This window comes from Ruegeria sp. BG11 (assembly GCF_056538565.1).
Genome location: NZ_JBQFTH010000001.1, coordinates 104,030 through 121,774, shown reverse-complemented (window position 1 = coordinate 121,774; position 17,745 = coordinate 104,030). Strand labels below are relative to the sequence as shown.

Here is a 17,745-nt window from a genome sequence, read left to right as displayed (position 1 = left end):
CCTTTGATTTGATAGCTCAGAAAATCAAGCGCGACGACGACGGCCACCGCCGCGACGACCGCCTGCTCCACCGGCCGCAGCCGCTTCTTCAGGCGATTTGTTGAACTTGATCCATGCGCCGCCATGCGGGTCGTTGTTGGTCAGCAGGTTGGCGGCGCGAATGGCCTCCATCTCTTTACCGGCGCGCGGCTGGGTCGAGCCTAGACCGAACATCTGAACGAAGGCCTCATCATCCATGCCTTCGGGCAGGATGATACCAGCGGCGGCAACGGCTTCTTTTTTCTCGGCAATTTTCTTCTGCGTCGTCGGCAGTGCAACCGGGTTCATGATCGCAGAGGTCATGCCAGCACCCATCGCCATCGGCAGGAACGCGTTGTTGATGCCGTGGCGGTTCGGCAGACCGAACGAGATGTTGGACGCACCACACGTGGTGTTCACGCCCAGTTCCTCACGCAGACGACGGACCAGAGCGAAGACCTGCTGGCCAGCGGTTGCCATCGCACCGATTGGCATAACCAGCGGGTCAACCACGATGTCATGCGCCGGGATGCCGAAATCTGCAGCGCGCTCAACGATCTTTTTCGCTACGTCGAACCGTACATCGGGGTCCTCCGAGATGCCGGTATCGTCGTTCGAGATCGCAACAACCGGAACGTTGTACTTCTTGACCAGAGGCAGAACCAGTTCCAGACGCTCTTCTTCGCCGGTGACCGAGTTCAGCAGCGGACGGCCTTCAGCCGCCTCAAGACCGGCCTCCAGCGCGCCAGGAACCGACGAGTCGATGCAAAGCGGGACGTCAACCAGACCCTGAACCAGCTCTACGATCTGGCGCATCAGCGGCGGCTCGGTCTCGTTCGGGTTGGGGTTCGAGTTGTAGACAACGCCTGCGTTGATATCCAGAACGGTCGCGCCTGCAGCGACCTGAGCCAGGGCATCTTTCTCAACGGTCGAAAAGTCGCCCGCCTCAAGCTCAGCGGCCAGTTTCTTCCGGCCCGTGGGGTTGATCCGCTCACCAATCACGCAGAACGGTTCGTCAAAGCCCAGAACGGCGGTTTTTGTTTTTGATTCTACGACTGTACGGGTCATGTCCGTTCCTTAAGCGTTAACCGGCTTCGCCGAAGCGCCGCCGTTGTTGATGGCCCAGTTGGCGTTGGTCTTGATGCCGCCAAGGGGGAAGAAGTGTACGTTGGTAATGTTGAAATCCGGGTTCGCCGCTTTGTATTCGGCCAGTTCGGTGATCACATCATTCGGCTCATAAGGCAGCAGCAGCTTGGAGACATCCATGGCGCGCTTTTGCAGAACTTTCAGCGACGGGCCAACGCCACAGGCGATGGCGAACTTGATCAGGGTCTGCAGCTTGGCAGGGCCTGCGATACCGATATGGACCGGGATGTCGATCCCCGCCTCTTTCAGACCGTTCGCCCATTCGATGATCGGCTTTGCGTCGAACGCGAACTGAGTGGCCAACGCCATCTCGGCGTCGGTGGTTTCGCTGAATTTTTGTTTCCAGCGCAGCGCGTCGTCGACATTCTTGGTCGAGCCGTCTGGGTCGATATCCTTGTTGCCTTCGGGGTGACCAGCAACGTGCAGGCGCTTGAAACCTGCTTTATCGAACAGGCCGGATTCCATCAGCTGCATCGAGCTGTCGAAATCACCATGCGGCTTCGCCACACCACCGGCCAGCAGTAGCGCCTGATCAACGCCCGCTTCGCCCTGATACATCGAGATCCAGTTCTCCAGCGTCGCGGCATCCTTGATGATGCGTGCCGGGAAGTGCGGCATGACCGGGTAACCTTCGGCGGCGATGCGCTTGGCGGTTTTCACCATATCTTCGATCGGCGTGCCCTCGATATGGGCGATGTAGACACGGGTGCCTTCGGGCAGCAACGCGCGGAAATCTTCGACCTTTTCGGCGGTGCGCGGCATTACCTCGATCGAGTAGCCCTGCAGAAAGGCTTCGACGGTCGGATTTACAGGGCCGTTTTCGGCGGCATCACGTTTCTTGAAGTTCAGCAAAGCCATTGCGGCCTCCCATATAGATTTCGGGCTCATGCCCAACCGTCATTCGCGATCAGTGCCTTGATGCGGTCCTGATCGTATTCCGTTTCCAGACGCACAGCCTGCGCTTCGGCAATCTCGGACGGGTCGCCCTCAACCGCGAAAGGCTCGGCCTTGCGCCATTCGGCCAGGTAGGCATCACTGTCCTTGGCATTCACCTTCATGGCGGCGCGGTCGATGGCCTGTTCAAACCGTTCTTCCAACTGCCGCTTTGCGCCACGACGGCCTTTGCCGACGATGACCTGAGCGGGAATGTCGCGCCAGTACACGATGGTGACGTCAGGCATAGCTGTGATTCCTCCTAACCAATGGGGCGGTTCTAAACGTCTATATTGGGCTAAGGAGGTCGGTTTTCGACACCCAGCGCCTTCCAAGCGACCTTTTTGCCTATGACGGTGTACAGTCGTTTTAGCCGGGATTCACAGAAAACCAGATATCAAAACTTTCAACGCTTGTATGAGGATGGCTCAACACAAGCAAAAACCCCGGGCGGCAACACCGTCCGGGGCTTATTTTTAAGGGCGTTTTCGGCCTTAGCCGACCAAACCACCATCGTCGCGCGTGACCGCGATGATGGCCGAGCGCGGCACGGCATCGCCGCCCTCGGGCCAGTGGCTGTTACCGTCCTCACCGGGGTGCTGGACGCCCACGAACATGGTGCGGCGATCCGGCGACCAGCTGAGGCCGGTGATCTCACACTCATTCGGGCCGACCAGGAAGCGGCGGATTTCGCCGGTGACCGGGTCGCCTGCCAGCATCTGGTTGTTGCCCTGACCTTCGAAATCACCTTCGTTGCCATAATTGCCGTCGGTCTGGATCCACAGCAGGCCGTTGCTGTCGAATTTCAGACCATCGGGCGAGTTGAACATGTTCTCGGCATTGACATTGTCCGACCCGCCATAGGTGTCCTGATGGACATTCGGGTTACCCGCCAGCACGTAAAGATCCCAGGCAAAGCCGGGCGCGGTGTGATCGCCGCCTTCGGGACGCCAGCGCACGATCTGGCCATAGTTGTTGGCCTCACGCGGGTTCGGTCCGTTGACAGAGGTGTCATCCCCACCGGCATTCGGCTTGACGCCCCGGTTCTTGTTGTTGGTCAGACAGCAGTAAACCTCGGCCACGTTCGGGTTGGCAGCCACCCATTCGGGGCGATCCATGGTGGTCGCGCCCACGGCAGACGCGCCCTGACGGGTGTGGATGCTGACCTCAGCCTGCGAGGCCAAACCGGTTGTCTCGGGCGTCAGGTCCAGCCATTCACCGGTACCGTCATCGTTGAATTTTGCGACCGACAGGGTTCCGTTTTCAAGCAGAGCGTTGGTATCGACGCCAGCCGCATAGACACCGTCCGACACGAAGCGGTACAAGAACTCGCCGCGCTCATCATCGCCCATGTAGACAACAACGCGACCGTCATTATTGACCACAGATTCAGCATTTTCGTGCTTGAATCGACCCAGAGCGGTCAGCTTGCGCGGGGTCGAGGTCGGGTCGGTCGGGTCGATCTCAACAACGTAACCGGCACGGTTAGGTTCATTGGGGTTCTTCGAGACGTCAAAACGCTCGTCGATCTTGGCCCAGCCATAGCCCCAATCCTTGGACGAAACGCCATAGCGCTTCAGCTCGGCGCTGACTTCATGCGCTTCGTCTTCGGCCGAGAAGTAGCCGTTGAAGTTCTCTTCACAGGCCAGATAGGTGCCCCAAGGCGTCATGCCGTTGCCGCAGTTGTTCCAAGTGCCCTTGGAGGTCGTGCCGGTCGGATCAGCGGCGGTTTTCATCAGGTCATGGCCCGCAGCCGGTCCGGTGATGGTCATGTCGGTCTGCGGTGTGATGCGGCGGTTATACGGGCTGTCTTTGACGATGCCCCATTTGCCATCGGTATTGGCAATCTCGACCACCGTCACACCATGGGCCATCATGCCCTTGGCGACATCATCGTCCGAGGCCGCCTTGGCGTCCGGATTGTTACCCCACAGGATGTCACGGTTGGTGTATTCGTTGTTCACGACCAGCAGAACGTGTCCGTCATGGAAGAAAACGTCCTGACCATCGGTGTTGTCGCCAAAGGCGCGTTCCTGGCTGGCGGCAGTGCCACGGGTCGCAGGATCGAATTCAGGCGCGTCGGACCACAGCGGGTCCCCCCAGCGCACCATGACTTCCGCCTTATAGCCCGCGGGTACGACCACCTCATCGGCGGTGGAGACCGGAATCGCCTCGAACGAGAACCGATCAGCTGACGCGCGCGCACCCGTAGGCAGAAGCGAGCCGCCAACTGCGGTGAAGCTGCCCATGGCCAAAACGCCCCCAAGAAAGCCACGTCGTGACAAGGCGCGCTCGACCACGCGGTCGAATTCACATTCCTCGGGGCGCGGATTTACGACTTCATCAAATTCATCGAAGGACAGGGTGCGCTCATCTTTCATGGCAGTCTCCGTATCTGGCTGTAAGCTTGTAGAGAATCCCGAAATGGGGATCGGCACGGGAATTGCATTTCAGTATGAACGCTGTGTGACACTCACGTTAAATTCAAAATTGAAATCACTTGCGCGTCGGCGAGACCCCGCCTAGGGTCAACTTAACTCGAAAATCGGAGGGCGTGACGAATGGCGCCCAAGCGTCCCAAAGGTGCGGGCGCGTTCCCGAAGGCGGTCGAAAGCCCCGCGCCGGCAAGACCCGATCCAGATGCACTTTATGCGGCGTTGGATTTGGGGACAAATAGCTGCCGCATGTTGATAGCCCAACCCAAGGGGAGCGGGTTCCATGTGGTCGACAGCTTCTCCAAATCCGTGCAGTTGGGCGCGGGTTTGGAACGCACGGGACGGTTGTCCCGGGCTTCCATGTCGCGCACCGTTCAGGCGCTGCGAATCTGCCAGCAAAAACTGAAGCGCAATAAGGTCAAACGGATGCGTTTGGTCGCAACCGAGGCCTGTCGGCGCGCCAAGAACTCACGCGATTTCATCCGGCAAGTGCGACGTGAAACCGGCCTGAACCTTGAGATCATCCAGCCCGAGGAAGAGGCCCGTCTGGCCGTCATCTCCTGCGCGCCTCTGGTGTCGACCAAGACCGAGCAACTGCTGGTCGTCGATATCGGCGGAGGCTCGACCGAACTGGTGTGGATCGACATCTCATCTGTTCCACGCCGCGACCGGCCAACTGCGATCATGCGTCTGCATAACGGGTTTCATACCGCCGACAGCCCCTTCCCGGCCGCCAAGGTCGTGGACTGGATCAGCGTCCCGCTGGGCGTCGCAACCCTGCGCGACCAGTTTCATGACGTTGAGGATGACTCGGCCCGGTTTGCTTTGATGAGTTGGTTTTTCGAGGAAAACCTCGCCGATTTCGCCCCCTACAAGGACGAACAGACCCGAGCGGGTTTTCAGATCGTCGGCACCAGCGGCACAGTGACAACCGTAGCCGCCTCGCATCTGGGTCTGAAGCGGTACGACCGGACCAAGGTGGACGGTTTGCGCATGACCAGCGATCAGATTGACAAAGTCATACGCGGGTATTTAGAACTCGGCCCTCACGGGCGACGCCGGGACCCTCGGATTGGGGATGACCGGCAGGCCCTGATCATGTCCGGCTCGGCCATTTTGCAGGCCCTTTTGCGTTGCTGGCCCACCGACCGCCTGTCTGTGGCGGACCGGGGACTGCGTGAAGGACTGCTTTATGCGCAGATGAGTGCGGACGGCGTATTGGAAGACGGACCGTTCTGATGGCGAAAACACCGAGTGGAAAAAACACCTCAGGCCGCGGACAGCGCGACCTGAAGGTTAAGGTGAAGACGGCGCGTGGGCGCAAGCTCAGCTCGACCCGGTGGCTCGAGCGGCAGTTGAACGACCCCTATGTCAAGCGCGCGACTGCCGAAGGCTATCGTGGGCGCGCTGCGTTCAAGATCCTAGAACTGGACGACAAATTCCGGTTTCTGGTCCCCGGCGCGCGCGTTGTTGATCTGGGTTGTGCGCCCGGTGGCTGGCTGCAGGTCGCGGTCAAGCGGGTGAATGCACTGGGTGAGAAAAGCGGCAAGCGTATCGGCACCGTTCTGGGTGTTGACCTGCAAGAAGTTGAACCGGTTGCAGGCGCGACGGCCCATGTGCTGGATTTCATGGAAGATGACGCCGACCTCAAGGTCAAAGAGTGGCTGGGCGGCAAGGCCGACGTTGTGATGTCGGACATGGCCGCCGCGTCCTCGGGTCACAAGCAGACCGACCATTTGCGGATCATGGCCTTGTGCGAAACCGCCGCTTACTTTGCTTTTGATGTGCTGGAGGATGGCGGCACCTTTGTGGCCAAGGTTTTGGCAGGTGGCGCCGAGGGCGATTTGCAAAAGCTGCTCAAGCAGAAGTTTGAGAAAGTCGCAAACGTCAAACCGCCTGCATCGCGTTCGGACAGTTCCGAGAAATTCGTGGTTGCGACCGGGTTCCGTGGCGGCGCCTAGTCCTCGGGCGCGATCTGACCGGCCAGCCGCTGTTCGCGTAACGACGCGGCTGCGATGCCTTGCAGCATCAGCCCCTCACCATGGTTCAGGTCAACCGGCTTGCGGTTCCGAAGTTCCGCGATCCGTTGATCCAATGAGACCTGCCTGCCCCGTGAGGCAGGATGTTTCAAAACATGTTCCGACATGTGACACCTATTACGACCTTATGGCCTGACACCCTCGGGCATAGGTCTACAGGTGAATTCTGCCGGGATGATGGCGCGAAACGGGCGCGCAAGGGCCGTTCTTATGGTCCGAGTTGCCGGGACAGCTCTTGAAGGTTCGGATCATTGGGAATGCGCTGCAAACCCTCCTGCACGACCTCACGCGCGGCCTGCGGCCCGCGATTGATCTGTGCCAGCTGCACCAGCATCGGCCATGCTTCCGAACGCTGAGGGTCTAGGGTCACAACCTCGCGAAAGGCACGCTCGGCTGCTGGAGCGTTGCGGAAGGTCAATGCCATTCCGCCCAGCACCATATGGGTTTCAGGGAAATCCAGACGGTTTGCGATTGCCCCCTGCCACTCGGCGGTGGCCTGCCCTGCCAAGACCCGTTGTTCCTGCGTTAACGCCTCGGGCGGGATTGTCAGGACCTCTTTCGCCGCCGAAATCCGAACGTTACGCAGCGGGTCTGAGAGCAGCGGCTCCAACCGTTGCACCTGATCGCGGGGTGAGGCCTGGCGCTGCAACGTCACAGCGTTGGCCCGAACCAGCGGATCGGCATCCGTAAGCAACTCCGCCGTGGCGTCGGCCACCTGACGGGAGCCGAAGGGTTGCAGCAGATACGCCGCTGTTGCGCGCACGATCCCGGCCTGAGACGGATCGGTGGCAATGGCCAGCAGCCCGTCTGGACTGTCCGCCTGCCCCGCCATCGCTGGCGCAAAGACCGTACCGAAATGCGGGCCGCGATGGGTTGAGTCCGGAAACCAGTCCTCGATTTGCGTTGCGGCCCATGGCTGGTCTTTGTCGGTGTGGCAGTCAGTACAGGAGTCCTGCCCAAGTCCCAAATCAGGGCGCGGCACACGGAAACTGTGATCCCGGCGACCGTCAACGCCCATATAGACACGCTCGATCATGTGGCAGGTCTTGCATTGCGCACCTGCGCTGTCTTCGGGGTGATGGTGATGCTCGGGCGTGCCATAGTCCTTGCGGGCCAGAGTTGGGAAATCCGGATTGCCCGCCGTTGAATGGCATTGCGTGCAGACCCCGTTGCCCTCGGCCCTCAACGTTGCGCTATGGGGTTCGTGGCAGTTCATGCAGCCCACACCTTGCGCGTACATCTTGGACTGCAGGAAGGATCCGTAAACATAGACCTCATCCAGAACCTGACCGTCCGGGTGATAAGCCCCCGGTCGCAGCAGCGCCAGATTGTAGGCGTCGTGATAGGGCGTTCCGGGCAGAGGGTTGCCCTGCTCATGCGCCTCGCGCCGGGAATGGCAGCCGGCGCATTGCTGAATTTCGGCCTCGGTCTGGCCTTTGCCCCACGACATTGCTAAACCTGCCTCACCTACCCCTTCTGGCAATACACGGCCATTGACCCAGTCGATGTGTGCCGAGCCGGGGCCGTGGCAGGCCTCACACCCGACACCGATCTCAGCCTGGCGAGACTGGTAGCTGCGGGTTTGCACGTCGTAGTTCTTTTCAAAGCCGGTTGCGTGGCATTCGGCGCACCTGGCGTTCCAATTCTTGTAAGGCCCGGTCCAGTGCAACCCGTCATCAGGCGGCAAATCCTGATCCGGGTAGAGATGGAACCAGCGTTTGCTTTCCGTGTCCCAGACCACATCAAAACTCTGCAACCGTCCGGGATCGGTTTCAAACAGGTATTGCTGCAAGGGTTCAATGCCGACAACCGAGTGGACGTCATATTCGGACATCACACCGTCTTTTTCAGTGACCTGAGCGGTTGGGACCTCGCCGCTATGGTCGAACAGGACCGACATGCCGTCATGCTCAAAGCGGGTGCCATCGAAATCGGCAACGATCCTCCCTGCGCTGACCTCTGTCCAGGCCAGCGCGTGGTGAGAGTTGGCCCAGGCCTCAGCCTCCTCCACGTGACAGGCAGTGCATTGATCCGAACCGACATAGGACTGCGCTTTGGCGGCCCCGGCCAAGGCGATAAACACCAACACCCACCTCATGCTCGTGCGCCTTGTTCGTCGCGCTGCATATCCATCAAAGCTCCGTTATACTCTGCGCCGAGGATCAGGATCGCCGCGCACAGATACAGGAAAATCAGCGCCGCCATCGCCCCCGCCAACCCGGCATAGGTGGCGCTGTAGCTGGCGAACTGACCGATATAGATGGAAAATCCCCACCCTCCGGCCCCCAACAGAACAAGGGTCAGCACAACACCAGGCAGAATTTGCGTCACCCGATGGCGACCGGTCGGCAGGATCAGATGCGCAAGCAGGATCGTGCCCGAAGGAACCGCGATCGTGAAGGTCCAGCGCAGCCGGTCCACCGACAACCAGTTCGAGACATCCACATCCGTATGCTCGGACACGAGCTGCGTGTAGACGGGCAAGACAACCTCGACTGCGGCGATGATCAGGATCGCAGCGCCGCCCAGAATGACCAGGCCAATGCACAGCAGCCGCGTTTTCCAGAACGGCCAGCTGTCCTGATCATGATAGGCCTGATTCATCGCCGCCCGCACCGCAGCCACCCCGTTCGAGGCGAAATAGACCGCCAGCAGACCACCGATGGTAATCACGCCCGAGCTGGAGCTTTGCAACACCGCGCGCAACTCGGAGACGATCGGTTCAGCCACATCTTGTGGCCATGCGCCGAAAATCAGCTCAATCAATTCGTCATTCACATAGCCCTGAGACAAGGCGCCCGCCAGCGCCACGGTGAACAGAACAAAGGGAAAAAGCGCCATCATCATCGACATGGCGACATGGCTGCTCATGACAAAGCCGTTCTTCTCGCCAAAGCGCCGAACGGCCAGGAAAAGCGCCTTTATCAAACGGCTTGATATGGGATTCGCAGCACTGGACATACGGAACTCTAACCTGCGCACCCTACGGGTAGAAGTCACCCAAGCGGAAAATCAATCATATAAATAATTGAGCGCATTGCATAAACTCTTTGCCCTGTGCAGGATCGTGCTAAGCACCTTTTGCCAAACTGGTTTGCACATGCCTCTGGACCCGAACACAACCACGGACGTACCCCGCGCCACACTGCCTGTGGTGCGTGACACCTGTATTGTCGCGACCCTTTTGGTTTTGGGGTTATACGCCGGGGCCGCGTTCCTGATCCCACTGACCATGGCCCTTCTGGTCAACGTCCTGATCATTGCGCTGAGCGACCGGATCGCCGCCCTGACACGTGTCCCCGTCTGGCTCGCCAACATAGCTGGTGTCACCGTCGTTCTGGCTGGCTTGTTCATGATTATGTATATCCTCGGAAGTCAGGCCACCCAGTTCGCCCGCACCGTCGGCACCTATGAGGAGCAATTCGACAATGCCGTGAATCGCGTCGCCGGATTAGTCGGCAGCGACGTGACGCGTTTTATCCGGGACAATCTGGTCAGCATCGACATGTCCTATGTCGCCCGCATCCTTCTGGGCAGCGCGACCTCGCTGCTGAACCAGTTCTTCCTGATCAGCCTCTATGTTGCGTTTCTGATGGCCGAGCGTTTAGCGTTTCGAAAGAAAATCCAGATGGCGGCCGGCAACCCGCAAACCGGTCGAGAATTCGCGGCCATGCTGGATGCGATCTCATTTAGTCTGCAACGCTATGTCGGGGTCAAAACCCTGATCAGCCTGATCACGGCGGGCATAAGCTACAGCATCTTTCGCGTGCTGGGCCTTGAATATGCCGAGACATGGGCGGTGCTGACCTTTGCGCTTAACTTCATCCCTTCGATCGGGTCGATCATTGCCGTCATCTTCCCCGCGATGATCGCCCTGGTACAATTCGAAAGCATCGCTCCGTTTCTGGTGGTGGTTCTGGGCTGCGGCACCATCCAGTTCCTGATCGGCAATTTCCTCGACCCGGCGTTGCTGGGCCGATCGCTGAACATGTCGACTTTTCTGGTCATCCTTGCCCTGATGTTCTGGACCACCGTTTGGGGCCTGATCGGAGCCTTCCTGAGCGTCCCCCTAACCGTCTGTATCCTGATCGTCTTCAGCCATATCCCCGCGCTGAGGCCTGTTGCGATCCTGATGTCTCTAGATGGCAGGCTTGGGGATGACAGCAACGGCGCGGTTTCTCGCTAGTTTCGCCGCCTCGCAAAAACAATCAAATATAAGGAAGTCAGAATTCCTGTTGGTCTGCGTGGTGTCGCGCTGATAACATGTTCTCATTACTTGAAAATCCCGATTCCGGGTCATTGCAGACATTGGGCTGCACGGCCTGCCTTTCGGGCCGCAACGGGATATTTATATGAGCGCACTCAATCAGATCATGGATCTCAGATCCCGCATGGCGCAGTCGATCATTGGACAGACCGAGGTAATTGATCGCCTGTTGATCGGTCTTCTGGCCAACGGCAACCTGCTGATCGAAGGGCTACCGGGTCTGGCAAAAACGCGCGCGGTCAAGGCCATGGCCAAGAACATGGACGCTCAGTTCAGTCGCATTCAGTTCACGCCGGACCTGCTGCCCTCGGACGTGACAGGGACCGAGATTTATCAACAGACGGATAAAGGCAGCGAATTCAAATTCGAACCTGGCCCCATCTTTGCCAACATCGTCCTCGCCGACGAAATCAACCGTGCGCCCGCCAAGGTTCAGGCCGCTCTGCTTGAGGCAATGGAGGAACGCCAGGTCACCGTTTCCGGCACGACCCACAAGATGGAGCCGCTATTCATCGTCATGGCCACCCAAAACCCGATCGAGCAAGAGGGCACCTACCCTCTGCCCGAGGCGCAGATGGACCGGTTCCTCATGCATGTGAAGATCACTTACCCTCCGGTCGAGGATGAGGTTGAGGTCATCCGCCTCGTACGTGGCGAGGACATCGCCGCAGGCAAAGATGCCCCCAAGGAACGTCCGCCAGCGATCCCGCAGGATGCAATCTTTGACGCCCGTTCTGAGATCGGACAGATTCACGTTTCGGATGCGATGGACCGCTATATGGCTGATATCGTGCAGGCCACCCGCACGCCCGAGGCACTCAGCCCCGAATTGGCCAGTTGGATCGAGATCGGCGCCAGCCCCCGCGCCTCACTTGCGTTGGACAAATGCGGGCGCACCCATGCGTGGATGAACGAACGCGACTATGTCGACCCCGCCGATATCCGTGCCATTGCCCATGACGTGCTGCGCCATCGCCTGACCCTCAGCTTCGAGGCGCAAGGATCCGGCAAATCAGCAGATGACGTGATCGACGAGCTGTTGCGTTTGGTTGCTTTGCCCTGACGCTTAAGGATACCGGACGCATGACTCAGACTGCGCCATATTCCGAAGACCCGCGCATCCATGTGGATGCCGACCAGCTTGTGCGTCTTGGTACCCGCGCCCGCGCGCTCAGCCTGCTGCCCCGTCAACCTGCACGGTCGATCCTGAATGGACGCCATGCCTCGCGCCTGCGCGGACGTGGCCTGAACTTTGAAGAACTGCGCGGCTATCTGCCCGGTGACGACATTCGCACGATTGACTGGAAAGTCACCGCCCGAACCGGAGACCCCCATGTGAGGGTCTATACCGAAGAGCGTGACCGCCCGGCCCTGTTGCTGGTCGATCAGCGTGTTTCGATGTTCTTTGGAACCGTCGCCTATATGAAATCCGTCATCGCAGCCGAGGCCGCAGCGATTGCAGCGCATCGCGTATTGGGCCAGGGTGACCGCGTGGGCGGCCTCGTATTCAGCGACACCAGCGTGGCCGAACATCGCCCTCAGCGCCGCGCGACCGCCCTGACGCGATTGTTGTCTTCCATAGCGGCAGCCAACTCCGCCCTGCATGCGGGCCTGACGCCGGAACCGACCGTATCATTGAACGATATGCTGACCGAAGCCGCGCGTGTCTGCCAAACCAGCGGTTTGATCTGCCTTTTCTCCGACTGCGACGGGCTGGATGACCGGTCGGAAGCCCTGCTCCGTCGTCTTGCAGTGTCGAACGACCTGATCGTGTTCAACGTCGCGGATCCGACGTCGCGCAGCTTGGCACCTGACCTCAAACTGACCGTCTCGGACGGTGACGCGCAGATCGAAATCGACAGCTCCGATCCCGAGCTTTCCGCGAAAATCCGCGCCTCCATGGAGGACCGTCTTTCGCAGCTCCACAAATGGTCGCGCCGATACGGGTTCCATGTGGTTCCCTTGACGACCTCGGAACCGGCGCTGGACCAGTTGCTGCGCTTGTTCGGACATGGCGGAGCACGGCGATGAGCATCGACACCACCGGGAAATCTCTGGTCGACTTGCTGAACATGCTCGAACCCACGCCCGAGCCTTTGCCCATTGCAATGTCGCCCCAGACATGGGGATGGGCTGCTTTGGCGATCTTGTTGCTGATCGTCTTATTCACCGCGGTCTCGGTCGTTCGCAAACATAGACGCGCCAACGCCTATCGCCGGGCTGCTCTGGCAGAGCTGTCGGTGCCAGACATCCCGGCAGCAAAGATTGCCGAGGTGCTACGGCGGACGGCTTTGGCCGCATACCCGAGGGACCAGGTCGCAGGTCTATATGGTGGGGATTGGACTAAATTTCTAAGCCAATCCTCTGATATACAGACATTAAATCAAGAGTTAAGTCATGCGTTGACCGAAGCGCCATACAAGGCAACACCCTCGAACGAAGACCTGAGGCAAATGGCCCGGCATTGGGTCAAGTCTCACAAACCGTATCGGAGCGCATGATGTTATCCTTCGCCGTGCCCTGGGTCTTCCTCTTGCTGCCATTGCCCGCAGCGGTGTATTTCCTTGCCCCACCTCGGCGTGAGAAGACGGCCTCCGTCCGTATTCCCTTCTTTCGCCGCGTCGCGCAAGCTGCTGGTGTTGAGCCCAAATCTGGCTCCGTGATCCGAAACCGCGCCAGACTGCAAACAGCCAGTATCATCATTATCTGGGCGCTGCTGGTTCTGGCCCTCGCTAGACCGGAGCGTTTGGGCGAGCCAATTGTGATCGAAAAATCCGCCCGCGATGTTGTTCTTGCCTTGGATATCTCAGGCTCGATGGATCAGCGCGACTTTCAGACTGACTCTGGCGCGCCGATGCAACGACTGGATGCCGTTAAAGGCGTTCTAAAGCAGTTTATTGCCGAACGAGATGGCGACCGGATGGCCCTGATCATCTTTGGGACCCGCGCATTCATTCAAGCCCCGTTCACCGAAGACCTCAATAGTTTGAATGGGTTCTTGGATCAAACGCAAGTCGGCATGGCTGGTCCAAACACGGCGCTTGGCGATGCTATTGGCCTTGGAATACGCACGTTCGAGTCAAGCGAGGTTGACCAGCGTCTGATGATCGTTCTCAGCGATGGGGCCGATACGTCAAGCCGCATGACGCCGGTGAACGCCTCAGCCATTGCTGCCGAGAAAAACGTGGTCATCTACACGATCGGGGTCGGAGATCCGAACGCCTCTGGCGAAGATCGCGTGGACCTCCAGGCCTTGCAGGACATAGCCGACCGGACGGGCGGAGAGTATTTCTTTGCCGACGATACAACAGCTTTGGCGCAGACCTACACGCGCATTGATGAGTTGAACCCACGAACCGTCGAAACCCAAAGTTATCGACCCCGTCAAAGCCTGTCTCATATTCCTTTGCTGCTGGCGCTGATGGCCATTCTGATCAGCACTACCGGGTTCCATATCTCCCACCGTAAGAAGGGAGTTAGCTGAAAATGGACCTCACTGATTTCCATTTTATTCGAGTGTATTACCTGTTGTTCCTCATCCCCATGGCGTTCCTGTGGTGGCGGATCAGACCTAAGCCTACCCGTCAATCTGCTCAGGCGGTCGGGATCGCACCACATCTTGCTGCCGCCCTGCAATTGGGCGCGGAGGAGACCCGTCGAATTCACCCCATCGACGTCGCCATGATCATCGCCACGCTTGTCACTCTCGCGGCGGCGGGGCCGACGTGGTCGCGCGCACCCAACCCGTTGATCGCGGATACCGCGCCGCTGGTGATCGCTCTCAAAGTCACCGAAAGTATGGAGACCACCGATCTTGCGCCTTCGCGCTTAGACCGGGCCAAGTTCAAAATCGCCGACCTGATCACCGAACGCGCCGGAGCGCGCACCGCCCTGATCGCTTATGCTGGTACCCCTCACCGCGTCGCACCTCTGACCGAGGATGCCAACATCCTTCGCCCACTGCTTGAGGGGCTGACGCCAGCCGTGATGCCCAAGCAAGGTGATGCCGCCGCCGATGCCCTAGCGCTAGCACAATCCATTTTGGACGAAAGCGAGAACCCGGGCGCAGTTTTGTTTGTTCTGGACGATCTCGATCCGTCTCAGGTTCCTGCTCTAAGCACCTCAGCCCATGATCTTTTCTTCCTGACCATGCTGCCCGACGGCGACCGGATTGCGCAGCTGGGAAATGTCCAAGCTGCTTCGACTGTTGCGTTCACGGATGACGACCGGGATATCTCTCGGCTGCAACGCCAAATTCAGTCGGCCTATACCGCAGCGCTGGCCGATGAAGATCGGCTGGACTGGCAAGACAAGGGTTGGATTCTGGCCTGGCCCGCAGCGCTGCTGTCGCTTTTGTGGTTCCGCAAGGGTTGGGTGATCCGTTGGGCGCTTTTAGCGTCGTTTGTACTGCCGGCCTCGGGCGCGCGCGCCGAGGGTTGGCGAGATTGGTTCCTGACACCGGATCAGCAGGGGCAAATTGCGATGAACCAGACGCGGTTTGGAGACGCGGCCGAATTGTTTGAGGACCCGTATCACAAGGGTTATGCGTATCTCAAAGACGGACAATATGAACAGGCCTCTGAGATTTTCGCCGGTTTGAACACGGCCGAGGCCGCTTTTGCCGAAGGTATGGCCCGTATCCGAAACCGCGAATACCGCCCGGCAATCGTGGCCTTCGAAACTGCTCTGGAACGGCGCCCGGATTGGCCAGAGGCGCAACATAACCTTGAGGTCTCAAAGGCTATCTTGGATTATGTCGAAACGACCCGGGAACAGTCGGACACAGGCGAAGAAGCTGGCATCGGCGCGGACGATACTGTGCTCGACAATGACGACGCGCGCGGTAGCGAAACCACGGTCCAAGCACCCAAGGACGGACCGCAAACGCTGAATGCGGAGCAATGGATCAGCACCATTGATACCGACATGCAGGATTTCTTGCGCAACCGCTTCCTATTGGAAAATCAGGAGAGAACGGAATGAGATACGCGCTCCTCTTCATTTTCCTCTTCCCCGTTTCCGTCTTCGCACAAGGCAGCGATACAACGGCACCTCAGATCACGGTGGAGGCTCCGGAGGAGCCTGTCATCGTCGGCCAGCCAGCGATTGTTCGGGTCAAGGTTCTGGTGCCGACCTTCATGCCACAACCGCCAGAATTTCCCTCTCTGGAGCAGCAGAACCTCTTGGTGCGCCTACCCGAACGGGCCTCGGGGCCGGTCAGCGGGACCGTGAACGGCGAGACATGGTCGGGTGTTCAGCGCAGCTATCGGGTGTATCCTCTGATCGCCGGCGACATCACCTTCGACGCGCAGTCAGTTGCAGTGACCTATGCCGATCCCGCCACAAACGCCCCGATTCAAGCCACGGTCGACCTGCCTCCGGTCAAGATAGCGGCCGAAATACCCGGTGGCGCGGAAGGCCTTGATCCGTTGATCATCGCAACCGGGTTTACCCTCGAGCAGAAACTCGAAGGCCCGACCGAGATGCAGGCCGGTGACGCCATCACACGCGAATTGACTGCGCGTATCTCTGGCACAACGCCGCTGTTGATCCCGGTTCTGACACCGCAACAGCAAAGCCCACTGCTGCGCACCTATCCCAAGGAACCCCGGATTTCAGAATCCGAGGAACGTGGAGTGTTGTCCGGCCAACGTCAGGAGGAGGTCGTGTATATCGCGCAGCAAGAAGGCGTCGCGCAGTTGCCCGAGGTTTCCATCGACTGGTTCAACCTGCAGACCAACCAGGTCGAAACCGCCTCAGTTCCCGCGACGGACCTGACGCTTGCGCCACCAAAATGGCAACCACCCAGTCTGGACGAAGCTCTGAAGATCGCTGCCTTCGCCGCGATCGCCCTTTTTGCGATTGGTGCTTTGTGGCGTTTTCTTTCCCCACGCATCCGCGATCTGAGAAAGGCACGCCGTGATCGCTATCTGGCGTCGCCGAGATATGCGGTGGACGCCTTGAAGACCGCCGTTCAAGCGCATGATTTAAATGCCACTTATACCGCATTGGAGCTTTGGAGATCGCGTGGCGGCAACTCTAAGAATGCAGCCCAGCTAGAGGAATGCCTGACCCGTATCGGCGCTGCCCGGTACTCCGGTCGCGATCAATCTGAAGACTGGAGTTCCGCCTTGCAAAGCCTAACCTTGCTGAAAGAAGCGGCAGCGCGCGACAAGGATGCTTTGCCTCCTCTCAACCCCTAGATTAACTCTGGCAATTAGCAATCAGTTTGCTGCGGTCGATCAGGCGCAGGCGCCCATAGCCGAGTTCGACCAGACCCAGATCCACCAAACGATGCAGGTTGCGATGCAAGGTCGGTTGAGAAACCGCGACCATCGCGGCCAGCTCCTCTTGCGATACGATGATCCATCCGTCGGCTTTCGCAGCACCCTCGTCCAGATGCAACAGACGCAAAACGAGGCGTTTCTCGGTGCCCGTGACGGCCAGATTGGCCATGATGCGCAGGGATGTTTTCATGTTCTCGCGCGTCAATGCGTAGAAATCGCGTATGTATTCTGGGTTGTCTTGGACCAGCCTCTCGACCCGTGAGGTGGGAAAGAACAAGGCCCGGGTTTTTTGGGTCGCCATCACACTGATCAGGCGTCGCGCTTCGGCAAACAGCGCCAAATCACCAACCCAAAACCCGCGCCCATCGCGATGAACGACAAATTCCTGCCCGTCATCGGCCGGGGCGGTGATCTGAACAGCGCCGCTGAGAACCGCGTGAATTCCATTTGCCTCATCGCCGTAGAGATAAAGCGTTTCCCCCGCATCAAAGGTTTTTCGCACGGCGCAGGTCATAAGATCGCTCTGAAATTTGTGGCCGCGCGCGCCAAACCAATCCGACTGGGTCAGCGTTCGGATATCCTCATCAACATCAAACATTAGTATCTTTCAAAGCGATCAT

General features: G+C 59.1%; 17 protein-coding genes. 9 read left to right on the top strand and 8 right to left on the bottom strand.

The genetic code is table 11. The features are described from left to right. Nucleotides 1-24 precede the first annotated feature (24 nt). The 4 genes from ACR0JF_RS00610 to ACR0JF_RS00595 all read right to left on the bottom strand — a co-directional run bounded on the left by ACR0JF_RS00610 (nt 25) and on the right by ACR0JF_RS00595 (nt 4,478). Nucleotides 25-1,086, bottom strand: coding sequence for a methyltetrahydrofolate cobalamin methyltransferase (locus tag ACR0JF_RS00610; RefSeq protein WP_170373670.1), 1,062 nt, complete (start codon nt 1,084-1,086; stop codon nt 25-27). Nucleotides 1,087-1,095: 9 nt separating this feature from the next. After that, nucleotides 1,096-2,022 (bottom strand): methylenetetrahydrofolate reductase, encoded by a 927-nt coding sequence (locus ACR0JF_RS00605; RefSeq protein ID WP_170659521.1) that lies wholly within the window; start codon nt 2,020-2,022, stop codon nt 1,096-1,098. Nucleotides 2,023-2,048: 26 nt separating this feature from the next. Continuing rightward, a complete protein-coding gene (locus tag ACR0JF_RS00600) occupies nt 2,049-2,345 on the bottom strand; it encodes a virulence factor (RefSeq protein WP_170373668.1) in 297 nt (98 codons plus the stop codon). Nucleotides 2,346-2,591: 246 nt separating this feature from the next. Continuing rightward, nucleotides 2,592-4,478, bottom strand: a complete 1,887-nt coding sequence (locus ACR0JF_RS00595) for a PhoX family protein (RefSeq protein ID WP_170659520.1) — start codon at nt 4,476-4,478, stop codon at nt 2,592-2,594. 180 nt (nt 4,479-4,658) lie between these two features. Here ACR0JF_RS00595 and ACR0JF_RS00590 point away from each other — a divergent pair, with 180 nt between their 5' ends. Together ACR0JF_RS00590 and ACR0JF_RS00585 are read left to right on the top strand one after the other, a co-directional pair. Next, nucleotides 4,659-5,771, top strand: a complete 1,113-nt coding sequence (locus ACR0JF_RS00590; protein ID WP_170659519.1) for a Ppx/GppA phosphatase family protein — start codon at nt 4,659-4,661, stop codon at nt 5,769-5,771. Further along, nucleotides 5,771-6,493 (top strand): RlmE family RNA methyltransferase, encoded by a 723-nt coding sequence (locus tag ACR0JF_RS00585; protein ID WP_170659518.1) that lies wholly within the window; start codon nt 5,771-5,773, stop codon nt 6,491-6,493. Before ACR0JF_RS00590 ends, ACR0JF_RS00585 begins: the two co-directional genes overlap by 1 nt. On the opposite strand, the gene ACR0JF_RS00580 is transcribed toward ACR0JF_RS00585, so the two are convergent. From ACR0JF_RS00580 to ACR0JF_RS00570, 3 genes are all read right to left on the bottom strand, one after another. Further along, the gene (locus ACR0JF_RS00580) at nt 6,490-6,678 is read right to left on the bottom strand and encodes a hypothetical protein (protein ID WP_425082757.1); all 189 of its coding nucleotides are present in this window, start codon (nt 6,676-6,678) and stop codon (nt 6,490-6,492) included. The genes ACR0JF_RS00585 and ACR0JF_RS00580 overlap by 4 nt on opposite strands. Nucleotides 6,679-6,779: 101 nt before the next feature. Beyond that, nucleotides 6,780-8,669, bottom strand: coding sequence for a cytochrome c3 family protein (locus tag ACR0JF_RS00575; RefSeq protein WP_170659516.1), 1,890 nt, complete (start codon nt 8,667-8,669; stop codon nt 6,780-6,782). Next, nucleotides 8,666-9,532 (bottom strand): YihY/virulence factor BrkB family protein, encoded by an 867-nt coding sequence (locus ACR0JF_RS00570; protein ID WP_170659515.1) that lies wholly within the window; start codon nt 9,530-9,532, stop codon nt 8,666-8,668. The genes ACR0JF_RS00575 and ACR0JF_RS00570 overlap by 4 nt, the downstream gene beginning before the upstream one ends. A 139-nt stretch (nt 9,533-9,671) precedes the next feature. Here ACR0JF_RS00570 and ACR0JF_RS00565 point away from each other — a divergent pair, with 139 nt between their 5' ends. From ACR0JF_RS00565 to ACR0JF_RS00535, 7 genes are all read left to right on the top strand, one after another. Beyond that, on the top strand, nt 9,672-10,757 hold the full coding sequence (locus ACR0JF_RS00565; protein WP_170659514.1) for an AI-2E family transporter: 1,086 nt from the start codon (nt 9,672-9,674) through the stop codon (nt 10,755-10,757). A gap of 166 nt (nt 10,758-10,923) precedes the next feature. Next, complete coding sequence (locus ACR0JF_RS00560) at nt 10,924-11,901, top strand: AAA family ATPase (protein ID WP_170659513.1); 978 nt, start codon at nt 10,924-10,926, stop codon at nt 11,899-11,901. A gap of 20 nt (nt 11,902-11,921) precedes the next feature. Beyond that, nucleotides 11,922-12,869, top strand: a complete 948-nt coding sequence (locus tag ACR0JF_RS00555) for a DUF58 domain-containing protein (protein ID WP_170659512.1) — start codon at nt 11,922-11,924, stop codon at nt 12,867-12,869. Then, entirely contained in the window at nt 12,866-13,339 is a 474-nt protein-coding gene (locus ACR0JF_RS00550) for a DUF4381 domain-containing protein (RefSeq protein WP_170659511.1), read from the top strand. Before ACR0JF_RS00555 ends, ACR0JF_RS00550 begins: the two co-directional genes overlap by 4 nt. Beyond that, the gene (locus ACR0JF_RS00545) at nt 13,339-14,322 is read left to right on the top strand and encodes a vWA domain-containing protein (RefSeq protein WP_170659510.1); all 984 of its coding nucleotides are present in this window, start codon (nt 13,339-13,341) and stop codon (nt 14,320-14,322) included. Before ACR0JF_RS00550 ends, ACR0JF_RS00545 begins: the two co-directional genes overlap by 1 nt. Nucleotides 14,323-14,324: 2 nt before the next feature. Then, nucleotides 14,325-15,821 (top strand): vWA domain-containing protein, encoded by a 1,497-nt coding sequence (locus tag ACR0JF_RS00540; protein WP_170659509.1) that lies wholly within the window; start codon nt 14,325-14,327, stop codon nt 15,819-15,821. Further along, the gene (locus tag ACR0JF_RS00535; protein ID WP_170659508.1) at nt 15,818-17,041 is read left to right on the top strand and encodes a BatD family protein; all 1,224 of its coding nucleotides are present in this window, start codon (nt 15,818-15,820) and stop codon (nt 17,039-17,041) included. Before ACR0JF_RS00540 ends, ACR0JF_RS00535 begins: the two co-directional genes overlap by 4 nt. 1 nt (nt 17,042) lies before the next feature. Here the strand turns inward: ACR0JF_RS00535 and ACR0JF_RS00530 are convergent, their stop codons facing one another. Next, the gene (locus ACR0JF_RS00530; protein WP_170373655.1) at nt 17,043-17,723 is read right to left on the bottom strand and encodes a Crp/Fnr family transcriptional regulator; all 681 of its coding nucleotides are present in this window, start codon (nt 17,721-17,723) and stop codon (nt 17,043-17,045) included. Nucleotides 17,724-17,745: the final 22 nt, after the last annotated feature.